Genomic DNA, 13718 nt, shown 5'->3' with positions numbered 1-13718 from the left:
ACTGCGATGAACTTCGGCTACATTCCAGAAAGCCCAGCATTGGTATTCAATAGAAACTGGCGGAAAATTGGGCTGCTAGCCGCCCCAATGCCGCGAGCGTTTTCCCCAACCGCAGCGGCCTCAACGACCGGAGGAATCAAGCCGCGTTTGTCTTGGTTGACTAAGTAACGGCGAACCCTTGACACCAGTTCTTCCCGAACCTCAGGCGGGAACGCGCCATCGATGAAAATGGCCTCAAAGTCGATGACAGCACAGATTGAAAGAGCGGCCTTAGCTAATTCTTGCGCCGTGGTGCCAATCCACGGCTCGACATAGCGAGAAATGCTGCTCCAATCCTGGGGCTTCTCCCATAGAATCCCCGGGTCGACACCCGCTTCGATCAATCGGTCCTCGAGCAAAAACAGCGACGCCGTGTCGATCAGTTGTTGGCTTTCACCCAAAGGACCGGTCGTGCGCATGGCGCCCAATGCACCAGCATTGCCTTGGTTGCCTTCGAACACGGTGCCGTTCAGTGCAACACCGCCGCCGATCATTGAGCCAATATAGAAGTAGAAATAGTCACGGTATTCCGCCCCACGCCCATAGATATGCTCTGCGTGACATGCGGCTGTCGCGTCGTTGACCACAAAAACCGGCAAGTCGCTGAACTTGGCGATCTCGGAAAAGAAGTTCACGTTTCTCCAAGACCGGAATTTTTTTGCAGCAAACCCAGACAGATCGTGCCATTTCCAAAGTTCGAATGGGGTTCCGATCCCGATCCCACAAACACGATCACGAAGCCTCTGAGGTTCGTGGGACAGAAGCGTTTCTAAACCAGACTCCAAAAACCCGAAAATGACCTCTGGTAACGGATAGTCATAAGTCGTGGAAAGTTGGCGGCGCGGCGTGCCCGTAAAGTCGATCAAGAGCAGATCGGCGCTACGCCGCCCGATCTTCATCCCAACCGACAAGATGCCTTCCGGGTTTAATTTCATAGGGATTGAAGGCTTTCCAACCTTCCCGCGCAGTGGGGTTCCACGCTTGAGAATCGAGTCCTTTTCAAGCTTGCGCAGAATGATTGATACAGTCTGAGGAGACAGGCCCGTTAATCGCGCGACGTCGGCGCCTGCGGCGGGTCCATGCCGCTGTAAAACCGTCAAAATCAGACGTTCGTTGTGATCGCGAACCCCGCTTTGACTTACCCCACCGGTCAGTGTGTTGAGCGCCTCTCTCTCCATAAGCCTGAACATAAACACCTTGTTTTCTTATGAAAAGATGCTTGGGTAAATTAATAAATAAACTTTATTTATTTATTGACAAGGGAATCAGAATCACAGTTTCTTGAATTAGACCTTCATTGGAGGATGAGGGCGAGTCTCGTTGGTGCGCAATGCGGGGCATCAACAATTTTCTGGGAGGAATACATGAAAAATCTATTCAAGATTGCCGCGTCTGCTACCGCGCTTACGGTGGCTGCTGCATCTGCTCACGCGGCCGGAGAGACCGTTTGTCTAATCACGAAGACAGATACCAATCCATTCTTTGTAAAGATGAAGGAAGGCGCAACGGCCAAGGCAGAAGAACTTGGTATGACTTTGAAGGCCTTTGCCGGTAAAATCGACGGCGACCATGAAACTCAAGTTCAGGCCATTGAAACTTGTATTCTCGACGGCGCAAAAGGAATTCTCCTGACGGCCTCGGACACAAGCTCGATTGTCCCCGCTGTTCAGCAGGCGCGTGATGCTGGCCTCCTGGTTATTGCTCTGGACACGCCGCTAAGCCCGATTGATTCCGCTGACGCAACCTTTGCGACAGACAACTACAAAGCTGGCCTGTTGATCGGACAATGGGCGAAGGCAAAGATGGGCGACGCAGCGGCAGACGCAAAAATTGCGACGCTTGATCTGAACGTCAGTCAGCCAACCGTGGACGTTCTTCGCAATCAGGGCTTCCTCGACGGCTTTGGTGTGGACCTGGCAGACCCCAATGTCATCGGCGATGAATCTGATGCACGATTGGTCGGCAGTGACGTGACCGACGGCAACGAAGAAGGTGGGCGCCGCGCCATGGAGAACCTTCTGGCCAAGGACTCGGCGATCAACGTTGTTCACACGATCAATGAACCGGCAGCGGCAGGTGCCTATGAGGCTCTGAAATCCATTGGACGTGAAAACGATGTGCTGATCGTTTCGGTCGACGGTGGCTGCCCCGGTGTACAAAATGTGCAGGCCGGAGTTATTGGAGCTACAAGCCAGCAGTATCCGCTTTTGATGGCTTCGCTTGGGGTCGAGGCTGTCAAAAAGTGGGCTGAGGAAGGCGTAAGGCCTGAAAACACGCCCGGAAAAGACTTCTACGATACTGGAGTCGCGCTCATCACGGACCAACCTGTTGATGGCGTGGAATCGATTTCGGTCGCCGATGGCTTGGAGCTCTGCTGGGGCTAAAACAGACCTAATGTATGAGGCGCATGAGAGCGCCTCATCACTCCTTTCACCAGCAAACTGAAACTTCCTGTACACTCATCTCGTGGGCGTAACGCCGCCCGCGAAAAGGGGGAGATATGTCCGAAGCAAACCAAAGCGCCAAGGAATTTGAATCCGCTGCCAGCAGAACAGAAACTGTTGCGGCTTTTGAGGACCATCGGCGTGGCGTTCTGGGGAGGTTACAGCATCTTCTCCACGTCAACCCATCCTTTGTGCCGCTTATCGTTCTGGTCGGTGCGATATTGATTTTCGGACTGCTATTGGGGTCAAAGTTCTTCTCGCCCTTTGCCATGACCTTGATCCTTCAGCAGGTTCAGATCGTCGGAATCGTGGCCGCAGCGCAAAGCCTGATCATTCTGACCGCCGGCATCGATCTGAGCGTCGGCGCAATCATGGTATTTTCTTCTGTTATCATGGGGCAGTTCTCTTTCCGATACGGCATTCCAGTGCCAATAGCTGTAATGTGCGGGCTTGCAGTTGGAACCTTGATCGGAGCACTGAACGGCTGGCTTGTCAGCCGCGTTAAACTCCCCCCCTTCATTGTCACACTCGGGATGTGGCAGATCGTACTGGCGACCAACTTCCTGTATTCCGCGAACGAGACTATTCGCAGTCAGGACATCGAAGCCAACGCTCCCTTCCTTCAATTCTTCGGAACCAAGTTCAGCATTGGTGGAGCGACCTTTACTGTTGGCGTCATTTTCATGCTGGCCCTGATTTTTGTGTTGGCCTATGCACTTAAACACACGGCTTGGGGAAGGCATGTCTATGCCGTGGGTGACGATCCTGAGGCCGCCGAACTATCAGGGGTCAACGTCCATCGAACGCTCATGTCCGTCTACATGTTGTCTGGCTTGATCTGTGCCTTCGCGGGCTGGGCTCTGATTGGGCGCATCGGATCAGTTTCGCCAACGTCCGGCCAATTGGCCAACATTGAAAGCATCACCGCTGTTGTGATCGGAGGCATCTCTCTGTTCGGCGGGCGGGGCTCCATTTTGGGATCGCTATTCGGCGCACTGATCGTCGGAGTGTTTACTCTTGGGCTAAGGCTCCTTGGTGCCGATGCGCAATGGACCTTCCTATTGATCGGTCTTCTCATCATCGCAGCGGTCGCTGTCGACCAGTGGATCAGAAAGGTATCGGGCTAATGTCAGGCACAACTCCAGTCGTCCAAGGGCGCGGGATCGTGAAGCGCTACGGCCACGTCACCGCCATCGACCATTCCGACTTTGAACTGCGGCAAGGAGAAATCCTAGCCGTTATCGGAGACAACGGCGCTGGCAAATCTTCCATCGTCAAGGCGATATGCGGGGCCACAATCCCGGATGAGGGCGAGATCCTGATCGAAGGAAAGAAGGTAAACTTTAACTCTCCTATCGACGCCCGGAATATGGGTATCGAAATCGTCTATCAGCAGCTTGCCATGTCTCCTGCACTTTCGATTGCGGACAACATGTTCATGGGGCGGGAGATCCGCAAAAAGGGTTTCATGGGCAAATACATGCGTCAGCTCGACCGGCCAGCTATGGAGAAGTTCGCCCGCGAAAAACTGACTGAGCTTGGCCTCATGACCGTGCAGTCAATCAATCAGGCGATAGAGACGTTGTCCGGCGGCCAGCGTCAAGGCGTTGCCGTCGCGCGGGCAGCCGCCTTTGCGACCAAGTTCATCATCATGGATGAGCCCACAGCAGCTTTGGGCGTGAAAGAGAGCCGCAAGGTGCTTGAGCTGATCCAGGACGTACGCGCACGTGGTATTCCGATCATCCTGATCAGCCACAACATGCCACATGTCTTCGAAGTCGCTGACCGAATTCATGTGCACCGGCTCGGCAATAGGCTCTGCACGATTGATCCCAAGGACTACACGATGTCCGACGCCGTGGCCTTTATGACCGGTGCCAAAGAACCACCAAAAGAAGGTACCGCGTGATCGAGCAGGATGCAAAGCGCGTGTGCGACCTGATCTCCTCCCGGAAGCAGGTTGGGGTTCGGACGATTGTCGCAATCGCCGGCCCCCCTGCATCCGGAAAGTCGACCCTGGCAGAATCCGTTGTGAAATCGCTGAACGCACAACAGAACTCGTCGGTTCCGTTAGCCACGTTAGTGCCTATGGATGGCTACCATTTAGACAATCGTGTACTTGAAGCGCGAGGATTGCTGGCGAGAAAAGGCGCGCCAGAAACCTTCGATGCAGTTGGGTTTTGCAATGCAATACAAAAGTTGCAATCCGCGCAGCATGAATCCTTTCACCCCAGATTTGATCGTCAAATGGATCTCGCCATTGCCAACGCGATTGCGGTTCACCCGGACACTCCGACTGTTGTTGTTGAAGGGAACTACCTTCTGATGGATAGCGACCTGTGGAGAACATTGGCGGATGTCTATGCCGCAACGGTTTTTGTCAGCCCAACTTTGGAAGAACTCGAAAAGCGGTTGCAACACCGCTGGATCAAGCATGGATTTGATCCGAAAGCCGCGTTGCAACGCGCGAAAACGAACGATCTGCCCAACGCTGAACGTGTCATCCGTGATAGCCGGAAAGCCGATCTTACACTGAACCAGAATTACACCGAATTCGGGATGCGCTACGCATTCTGAATTTGCGCATTGGATTCACCCATCCGTTAAAGCAGCACCTCTAGGCGGGTTCAGGTGCAACCAAAATCACTCCATTCACGATGAGGAAACCTCATGAAGTTCTTTGTGGACACAGCAGAAGTAGACGAGATTAAAGACCTTATAGCCTTTGGATTAGTAGATGGTATCACCACCAATCCAAGCCTGATTGCCAAGTCCGACCGCAATTTCAAAGAAGTTATCGCCGAAATTTGCACCCTGACAGATACACCCGTGTCGGCAGAAGTTGCAGCCCTTGATACTGCGGGAATGATTGCAGAGGGAGAGCATCTTGCAGCAATCGCCGACAACGTCGTTGTCAAACTGCCGCTGACACTGGATGGCCTCAGGGCCTGTGCTCATTTCAAAAAGGAAGGGATCAGCACGAACGTCACACTCTGTTTTTCAGCCAATCAGGCACTCTTGGCGGCGAAAGCGGGTGCGACCTATATATCGCCTTTCATTGGCAGATTGGACGATATCAATCTGGATGGGGTCGACCTCATTAGTGATATCCGGAGCATCTTCGACAATTATGACATTGAAACTGAAATCATTGCAGCATCCATCAGAAGCTCCAATCACATAACTGAGGCTGCTTTGGCCGGATCCGACATTGCCACGATACCCCCGTCCGTCATCCGCAAACTAGTCACGCATCCGCTGACAGACGCCGGCATTGAACAGTTTCTTTTTGATTGGAAGTCTACAGGGCAATCGATTCTTTAATGGCCTTTCATTTTGATTGAAACGGGATGACCTGAACCAGACCTTGAACGGCTGAGTAGCAAGGCCATGTTTCGGGACTTAAAACTAAATGAGACGCTCCTTGATTTGACGAACAGGCCGAGTTTCGTGGGAAACTGTCAAAACTCCTCTTCAATAGCGGCATGAACACTGCGGCAACAGCAGACCGCTCCAACGTCCGCTTTGTTGAAGTGACTGGAGACTTTGGCGCGGTCGCAGCGACACGTCCGCTTCCGGCCCCGAGCGTCGGACTCAAACGTCCGCTATGGGCTGAGACCAGTCATCAGAAAGCGATGAGACTACGGCAACTTTGTCCGCAAAGCGGTCACTCACGCCGAGTGCGGCGAAGGTCTTCTTCGAGCCCAAAGCAGAAACGCCATGCGATTAAGCAGAAGAACCTGCTAGCACCAAAAATCAGTGGTCAACAATCTTACTCAATTTCCGAGGATCGCGCCCAGAGATTGATTTCCTCTTCCGAGCTGACCTCGTCAATCTTAGCGAGTTCCGCTTCGGTAAATTCCAAATTCTGGACCGCACCTACGCAATCCACGATCTGCTCAGGACGCGAAGCGCCAATAAGGGCTGTCGTAATCCGGTCACCTCTCAGCACCCAAGCAAGCGCCATCTGAGCTAATGATTGACCGCGTGACGCCGCTATATCGTTTAGAGCCCTGACACTCGTCAATGAACGTTCGTTGATCATGCCGTCCAATAGAGACTTGCCTTGGGTCGCACGACTGTCTTCGGGAATGCCGTTCAGATACTTCGATGTCAAAATACCCTGGGCAAGTGGCGTGAACGCAATCGATCCCACGTTCAATTCGTCAAGCGTATCCAACAGCCCGTCCCGCTCAACCCAACGGTTGAGTAGGTTATACGACGGCTGATGAATCAGGCACGGCGTGCCAAGGTCTTTCAAGATGGCCAGCGCTTCGCGCGTTCGTTGCGAGTTGTAGCTTGAAATTCCGACGTAAAGTGCGCGCCCAGAGCGCACTATATAGTCTAATGCCCCCATAGTTTCTTCCAGAGGGGTATCTGGATCGTAACGGTGGGAATAAAAGATATCTGCGTATTCTAACCCCATCCGCTTGAGCGACTGATCACAAGAGGCCACAAGATACTTTCGTGATCCCCACTCCCCATAGGGGCCCGGCCACATATCATACCCTGCCTTGGTAGATATGATGAGTTCGTCCCGATAACCTGCGAAATCAGTTTTTAAAATTTCACCGAATGCTTCTTCCGCCGATCCCGGCGGCGGGCCATAGTTATTTGCTAAATCAAAGTGCGTTATACCCAAGTCAAAAGCAGTGCGGCAGAGATCGCGCTTTGTCTGGTGCGGGGTATCCCCACCAAAGTTGTGCCATAGCCCAAGGCTTATCGCGGGTAGCTTTATGCCAGACTGCCCACAACGGCGATAGACCATTTGCTCGTAGCGGTCCGGATTAGGAAGAAATGGGCGTGGCCGAGGCTTCGGAGGGCGTTGTAATTTGCTCATCTGTCCATAATCCGAGATCATCACCCTGTGTCAATTCAACGAGATAGTAATCGGCAATCAGCGAAGCCTGCCGTATAGACGGAACATGCCTCAGGCATTGCCAGCGCAAATTGTCAAACTGCAAACTAGTCCTCGAATAACGCGCGAACCTTCGACATATCATAGGCATGTTCCGTCAGGTTTTCAGGATCCCATTCGCTCCGCTCAGCTTCAAAAAAATCCCCGCCGTATACGTGGATTGCTCCGGTCAACTTGGGGATAGGGTTTGTAACCGAGTGAATGAGCTCCTTACCAAGCGGAGCATATTCACCCGTCGACAATGCTCGAGCCCCCGCCGCTTCAATGCGTCCGTTAGGGTCATCTGCTACGCGCCGCCAAAAAATGTTATCTTCTCGACCACCATAAATACCGATCACGGCCCACATTTCGTGATTGTGGGGCATTATGGTCATTCCTGGCTTCCATACGACGTTGACGATTGTCAGATCACCTGACTTGTAAATGGGAAAGATACCGCTTTCGGTCGGCTCTCCCAAGGCTTGCGTCACGCCCGCGGGATCGCGCATCGCCCGGTCCACCACTTCAGCCACCGATTTGTGAGACGCGTCCTGATCTACTGCGGTCCGGCAGTCCGCTACAAACTGTTCCATGTTCCACAAATCTTCAGCCCCCAATTGCATACGATAAATGCAACAGGGTAGCACAGGCAGTAAAATAGACGAAATTGGGACCCAGATTGCAGCTGCATGTATCGGGTATCTAAGACTTCCAATGACTGCTTGGCCTGCTTAGCGTTCTTTCGCCAGATCGGGGCGGATGTCTACTTTGCGGAACCATCCGTCGATTGCATCGCATACATTAGGCTGTCTGTTTGCTTAATCGAAAATGCGTTCGCCCTGCTCGTCGATCACCTGTTTCGCCTTTGCGATGCTGAAGCTTTCGCCCTGATCCCGGGTCTCAAAAACATCCGCCCGGATCACAGTATGGGCCTTGCGATCTCCGTCGATGGTCTTTTCGATACGGGCTAGAAGGCGGTATTTGCCACCTTCGGGCATCAGGTCCGGATAGATTTCGAACCCTCTGTAAGAGACTGGCTCCAGCTCCGACTTTTCACCACCACCGAAGAGTTTAGAGAAGAGGGACATTGGGCGGCTCCTTTCAGCGTTGCTATGACGGGAGACTAGCGCCGCTTAGGACAGGCGTGAAGCATGTCGTGCTATCACAACATTTGCCTTCGATCCGTTGGCACGCTCCTTGCGTTGCCTCATACGTTCAGATCCGCAGTAAAAGTCCATTCCCCACACCACGCTCCCTTGTAAGACTGTCCAGACCGCCATTCTGACACGCCGCCGACGACGACCGCTTTGAGCCCAAATTGTTCAATGCTGCATGCCCTACAAACGACCGCTCTCCAAAGGAGCCTTCCTAGTTGACGAGCTTTTGGGCACGTTCAACGATGTCTTCTCGTGAAAGAACACTCGGAGGTTCCAACAAGTGGGTAACATTTACACTTAAGCGGTGAATTTCGGCATCTGTCTCAGCCAGTTTTCGGATTGCCGCTCCCATCTTCCAACGGTTTTCGATATCTGCGGGGCGCTCGCCGACCGTACTTGGGTGTTCCAGGTCACGGGTTTCCATGACATACCAACCAACTTGATTGAGCGCTTCAGATGCTTCGAAGTAGCGCGGTGCCAGACGATCCAAGCCATCGGTCATCCCGGAACGCAACGCCCGCGCTTGGCCTGCGGACAGGCTTATGCCTTGTCCATACATCGGGTTAAAGCTTGTCACCGCTTCACCCATGGGAATTACCCCCCGTGGAAACCGGTCCATTTGGTCATAGCGAAGCCATATACCTTTTGGAATTTTGTAGGAGCGAAAGTCGGAAACCGGTTCTGCACGGCGCAACTTTTCGTGGATGATTGGGTGGGCAAGGCCCTTCGTCCATTCAACGAATCCTTCTACCTCGCGTGGAGCCATGTCGCCACCTCTTCCGTACATGGTCGCAAGCCAAAGCCCGCCGTCGACGGGTGTTAGATAGGCCGCGCGAGTGTTGGGCGGAATTGCAAGCATAAGGCAGGCCCAAGTATCACCTGCCAAATCAGGAGGTGGGCGGAATAGCCCGGACGTGTATGACATGCCGATGCCCAGTTCCTGACGTTCGACGTCACCATAACCGTGATCGACGAGCCAACGCGGCAAAGTTGTCGCGCGACCGGAACAATCAACGACCAGGTCGGAGTCGATTTCCATACCGTTGTCGCCTGTTTGAACTTTCACGCCAGATACGTCGTTGTTGCCATCAGTGCAAAACTGCGTAAATCTAGTGGCTTCCTTGATTGATACATTTAGCAACGCGAGAACACGCTGGCGCGTCACGTGTTCCAACAAAGGCCGAGTCACCGACGGTGTAAGGATACCTGCATCTCGAATTGGAGTCGGGCCAGCCGCATCGTGGAACCAGATATCCTTGTTTCTGCGAATTTGAACGGCACCCGCCGCATAGAGTTCGGCCATGATGCCTGGCAGAAAATCCTCCATGGCTTCAACTGCATATCCAAGGAACGTATGTACGTGTGCACCTTGCGGGACTCCTTTTCGAACTTGAGGCGTGCGCGGCAGATCATCCTTTTCGATGATTATGACATCAGCAAATTGGTCTGCGAGCACTACTGCTGCCATCAAACCGGCCATGCCTGCCCCAATTATAATGACTCGTTGTTGTTGTCGGCTTGTCATAACTGTGTCCCACATTTCCGTTAGAAATGAAGACTAGCATTTTCTTGATTTTTTTTCAGAAGCCGACATTTTCTCTCAAATATTGGGTGTCCGAATTGTCCGTACTGCCGCCGTTGACCAGGTCGGGACAGCTCATATGCCCAACCAAAACTGTCACATGACCACTGTGAGCCCAAAGCTACATGTATGTCTTTACCTCTGCGGGAACAAAAGAAGCTGTGCACTGCTGCCAGAATTGCCGGTATTCGGTTTTTAAGTTCGAGTGAACTTGTAGTCTTTCCAAAGGTCGAGACTGAGCGGAGAGGATACATCGCAACAACTTTTGATTTTCACGGCAAGACGGCGGTCGTCACCGGTGGAACGAAAGGTATCGGCTATGGAATTTCATTGAGCCTGCAAAAGGCAGGAGCAAACGTCCATGTACTGGATATCGAGGCGTTAGAAGAAGACGGCATTCACTCACATGTTTGCGATGTGACAGATACCCAATCCATTACCCGAGCAATTCAAGCTGTAGTTTCATCAGACCAAACTGTTGACGTGCTCATCAACAACACCGGGTCGGGGGCGGGAAGTAAATCCGTGATCGAAACTGATCCGGATCAATGGAAAAAACTAATCGATATCAATCTGGTGAGTGTTTTCGAAGTAACACGGCAGATTTTACCATTTATGATTAGCCTAGATTACGGTCGTATTGTAAACATGGCATCTTTGGCTGGCAAAGAAGGCACGCCCAATCTCTCCGCATATTCAGCCGCAAAAGCCGGGGTAATTGCTCTGACTAAGTCACTCGGGAAAGAACTCGCGCTGACCGGCATCCGCGTTAACTGCATCGCACCAGGTCCGATCGAGACCAAGCTTTTGAAACAATTGGATAGCAAGGACCTCGAAGCGATGCTTGCCAAGTCACCGATGAAAAGGGCCGGGACTGTCGAGGAACTTGTGCGCATCGTTCTTTTTCTCGCAGCGGATGACAATACCCTCAACACCGGTGCGGTCTTCGATGCATCTGGGGGACGAGCGGTCTATTAGGTGGAATTTAACGGATCGCATGGAACTTGAATTGCGGCTTTGTCCGCATACCGGTCGTTTGCTGCAACTTGCTTGAATGACCACTGTGCGGACGAAACAGACGTCACTACAGGCGACTAAGCGTTGTCCGCCCAATTACTCTAGATTGCCTGCGCGCTATCTGCCGGAAATCTGATGCTCTATAACTTCGGTCTTTGGCTATTCTGGCTGACAAACAACTTTGAAACTGCGAAGCGGTGTGGCAACGTTTGGCTATCCTGCGAAACTGTGTGATACTTTGCAGACTTCCATCATCAATCTCATTGGGAGAAGACATGCTAACCAAACTTCTTGCGCCCGCATTTTTCTTGATTTTGCCCGCGCTCAGTTTTGCTCAAACAGCTGAGCGCAGCGTGACCATCGAAGCCGACGCGACAGTTAAGTCGGTTGATCCGGACACTCGGCTTATCGTGCTGCAAAACTCAGAGACGGGCGAAGAAGAAACCATTGTTGCAGGACCGGAAGTCGTAAACTTCGACCAAATTGAAGAAGGCGACACAGTCAAAGCGGTATACACACTGGGGGTAGCCGCAAACATGGCGTTCCCCGGCGAGGTTGACAGTATGGTTGAATTGGAAGGCCAGGCTGCAGAGGGATCAACACCGGGCGTAGCTGCCGGAACGATGGTCACGTTAATTCTGACTTTTGTTTCCTTCGACGCCGCGAGCTCAATCGCCACTGTGACAGACAGCAGCGGCACTGAACAAATGATCGAGGTTGAAACGGATGTTGGTCGTGAGTTTGTTGAACAGCTTAGCCCGGGAGACAGAGTAGCTCTGAGCTTCACGGAAGGTCTCGCTGTGGGAATTGTTGAAGAATAGGTGTCCGCGGCGCAGCTTCATCAGGCCTACGTTCTGTTCCTTTTGCCGCCACCATTGGAACAATTTGTCCCACCGCTACCGGCGCCCCAAAGCTCTTAGCATTGTTGGTCCAAACTGGGCGTTGAACGGCGGAGAAAACCCGCCAACGCGGCTACGGCCATAAAACACTAAGGTTTTAGCAACCTAATATGTCTAACCAAAATTTCGGAAAATCACCAAGTGGCGGACCGAGGAGGATTCGAACCCCCGACCCCTTGATTCGTAGTCAAGTACTCTATCCAGCTGAGCTATCGGTCCGCGTTGGTGAGGCGGTATTTAGACCTGCCGCCCAGAACGTGCAAGTCGATTCTTCAAAAATAATTCAAAAAGTCATGTCACCACGGGGAAGGCTTATTTCGAACACGGTTCCTTCGGATCCGGTCTGTTTCAGTGTCAGGTCTCCACCATGCCCACGCACGAGTTCCTGGGAAATCGCCAGACCCAGACCAGACCCCCCTTTTCGAACCCCACCCTGAAACGGAGTGAACAGGTTTTCGCGCGCTTTTGGCGGCAGGCCCGGACCCGTGTCGCGGATTTCAATGCACCAGGTGTCCTCATATTCGCAGCCAGCAATCGTGACACGCCCAGGCTTGGCAGATGTCACCAAGGCCTGACGCGCGTTGCGCACAAGGTTCATGATGACCCGGAACAATTGTTCGGGGTCTGCGCGGACGATCAGATCCTCAGGCACTTCGTTCACGATTTCGACGCAGGCATCAGCAACGGCAAGCTGTTCACTGGCTGCCACATCTGCAGCCAGCGACCGCACAGGGACCATAGTCAGTGTGGGGGCAGGCTCTTCCGCGCGACCAAAGGCCAGCGTGCTTTCACACAACGATACCGCGCGTGTAATGGAATTCACCAGTTTCGGTGCCATCCGACGAACCAGAGGATCGTCGCTGGATTCGATTCTGTCCGTGAACAGCTGTGCCGAGGTCAATATGTTGCGCAAGTCGTGACTGACCTTGGCAACCGCCCCGCCCAGCTGTGCCAGCCTCTCGCGTTGTCGCAGTGCCTGTGTCAGATCCGTCTGCAGCATTTGCAGCGCCTCCTCGGCCTCACGCAGTTCAGTCACTTTCGAGTTCGGCGAGATGATGCCCCGCGCGTCTTCGGGCGCGCTGGCATAGCGCTGCATATACCCCACGACGCTTTTGATCGGCCGCACAAGAACCACGCGCACCGCAAGAAACAAAAGCGAAGCGGTGATGATCGAAATGACAAAAGACAAACCAAGAATACGCAGACCGTAGTCCACCATCGCCATGCGCAGTGGCGCGCTGTCCGTGGTGACTTCGATCAACAGCCCAGCGCCTTTGACCGGTTCGCCAATGACTCGAATGATTTCGTTCTCGGGCGTGAAAATCCGGCTCATCGCATCACGGATCAATACCAAGGGACCCGCATCGCGCAAATCGTATGTCTGGGCAATTGATTCCGGAATCGGAGAAGACAACATAAGTTGCCGAACCTCATCTCGGCGCAGCACGACGTTATACACACCGGCATTTGCCAACAGCTCTGCCTCAAGGTCCTCAGCCAGCATATCGTCTGCCAACAACGCCAGCGAGGCAATCTGGGCGCGTTCCAGCCGGTTCAGCAGAAAATCTTCGCGGAAGCGAGCGATAGACGGGACAAAAATCAGGACTTCGGCCAACATGACGAAGACCGTCGTCAGGATTAGAAATCGGCCCGACAGCGAGTTCAAAATGCGCCCCTCCTCAG

General features: G+C 53.1%; 13 protein-coding genes and 1 tRNA gene. 7 read left to right on the top strand and 7 right to left on the bottom strand.

All coding sequences use genetic code 11. The annotated features are described in order from the left end of the window. Positions 1 to 17 precede the first annotated feature (17 nt). Complete coding sequence (locus ALB80_RS20120) at positions 18 to 1217, bottom strand: ROK family transcriptional regulator (protein WP_050605884.1); 1200 nt, start codon at positions 1215 to 1217, stop codon at positions 18 to 20. Positions 1218 to 1403: 186 nt separating this feature from the next. Here ALB80_RS20120 and ALB80_RS20115 point away from each other — a divergent pair, with 186 nt between their 5' ends. From ALB80_RS20115 to fsa, 5 genes are all read left to right on the top strand, one after another. After that, entirely contained in the window at positions 1404 to 2423 is a 1020-nt protein-coding gene (locus ALB80_RS20115; protein WP_050605883.1) for a sugar ABC transporter substrate-binding protein, read from the top strand. A gap of 116 nt (positions 2424 to 2539) precedes the next feature. Further along, the gene (locus ALB80_RS20110) at positions 2540 to 3610 is read left to right on the top strand and encodes an ABC transporter permease (RefSeq protein ID WP_050605882.1); all 1071 of its coding nucleotides are present in this window, start codon (positions 2540 to 2542) and stop codon (positions 3608 to 3610) included. Then, a complete protein-coding gene (locus tag ALB80_RS20105) occupies positions 3610 to 4392 on the top strand; it encodes an ATP-binding cassette domain-containing protein (protein WP_050605881.1) in 783 nt (260 codons plus the stop codon). The genes ALB80_RS20110 and ALB80_RS20105 overlap by 1 nt, the downstream gene beginning before the upstream one ends. Then, positions 4389 to 5060, top strand: coding sequence for a hypothetical protein (locus ALB80_RS22940; protein WP_050605880.1), 672 nt, complete (start codon positions 4389 to 4391; stop codon positions 5058 to 5060). Before ALB80_RS20105 ends, ALB80_RS22940 begins: the two co-directional genes overlap by 4 nt. Positions 5061 to 5153: 93 nt before the next feature. Further along, entirely contained in the window at positions 5154 to 5807 is a 654-nt protein-coding gene (gene fsa / locus ALB80_RS20095; RefSeq protein WP_050605879.1) for a fructose-6-phosphate aldolase, read from the top strand. Between the two features lie 448 nt (positions 5808 to 6255). On the opposite strand, the gene mgrA is transcribed toward fsa, so the two are convergent. From mgrA to ALB80_RS20075, 4 genes are all read right to left on the bottom strand, one after another. Next, positions 6256 to 7323: an L-glyceraldehyde 3-phosphate reductase gene (gene mgrA, locus ALB80_RS20090; RefSeq protein ID WP_083445396.1), complete on the bottom strand. Its 1068-nt coding sequence runs from the start codon at positions 7321 to 7323 to the stop codon at positions 6256 to 6258. Between the two features lie 125 nt (positions 7324 to 7448). Next, entirely contained in the window at positions 7449 to 7973 is a 525-nt protein-coding gene (locus ALB80_RS20085) for a hypothetical protein (RefSeq protein WP_253276935.1), read from the bottom strand. 225 nt (positions 7974 to 8198) lie between these two features. Further along, complete coding sequence (locus ALB80_RS20080) at positions 8199 to 8468, bottom strand: HlyU family transcriptional regulator (RefSeq protein ID WP_050605877.1); 270 nt, start codon at positions 8466 to 8468, stop codon at positions 8199 to 8201. A 280-nt stretch (positions 8469 to 8748) separates the two neighbouring features. Then, positions 8749 to 10062, bottom strand: a complete 1314-nt coding sequence (locus tag ALB80_RS20075) for an NAD(P)/FAD-dependent oxidoreductase (RefSeq protein ID WP_256364032.1) — start codon at positions 10060 to 10062, stop codon at positions 8749 to 8751. A gap of 186 nt (positions 10063 to 10248) precedes the next feature. Between ALB80_RS20075 and ALB80_RS20070 the strand changes: the two genes are divergently transcribed. Next, a complete protein-coding gene (locus ALB80_RS20070; protein WP_050605875.1) occupies positions 10249 to 11097 on the top strand; it encodes an SDR family NAD(P)-dependent oxidoreductase in 849 nt (282 codons plus the stop codon). A 392-nt stretch (positions 11098 to 11489) separates the two neighbouring features. Beyond that, positions 11490 to 11957, top strand: a complete 468-nt coding sequence (locus ALB80_RS20065; RefSeq protein WP_157054286.1) for a hypothetical protein — start codon at positions 11490 to 11492, stop codon at positions 11955 to 11957. 220 nt (positions 11958 to 12177) lie between these two features. On the opposite strand, the gene ALB80_RS20060 is transcribed toward ALB80_RS20065, so the two are convergent. Next, positions 12178 to 12254, bottom strand: a tRNA-Arg gene (locus ALB80_RS20060). Positions 12255 to 12318: 64 nt separating this feature from the next. Then, positions 12319 to 13704 (bottom strand): HAMP domain-containing sensor histidine kinase, encoded by a 1386-nt coding sequence (locus ALB80_RS20055; RefSeq protein WP_050605873.1) that lies wholly within the window; start codon positions 13702 to 13704, stop codon positions 12319 to 12321. Between the last annotated feature and the right edge of the window lie 14 nt (positions 13705 to 13718).

The sequence above is a fragment of the Ruegeria sp. 6PALISEP08 genome (assembly GCF_001238295.1).
GTDB lineage: Bacteria > Pseudomonadota > Alphaproteobacteria > Rhodobacterales > Rhodobacteraceae > Ruegeria.
The sequence above is the reverse complement of the archived record's forward strand: the minus strand, read 5'-3'. Positions and strand labels throughout refer to the sequence as shown.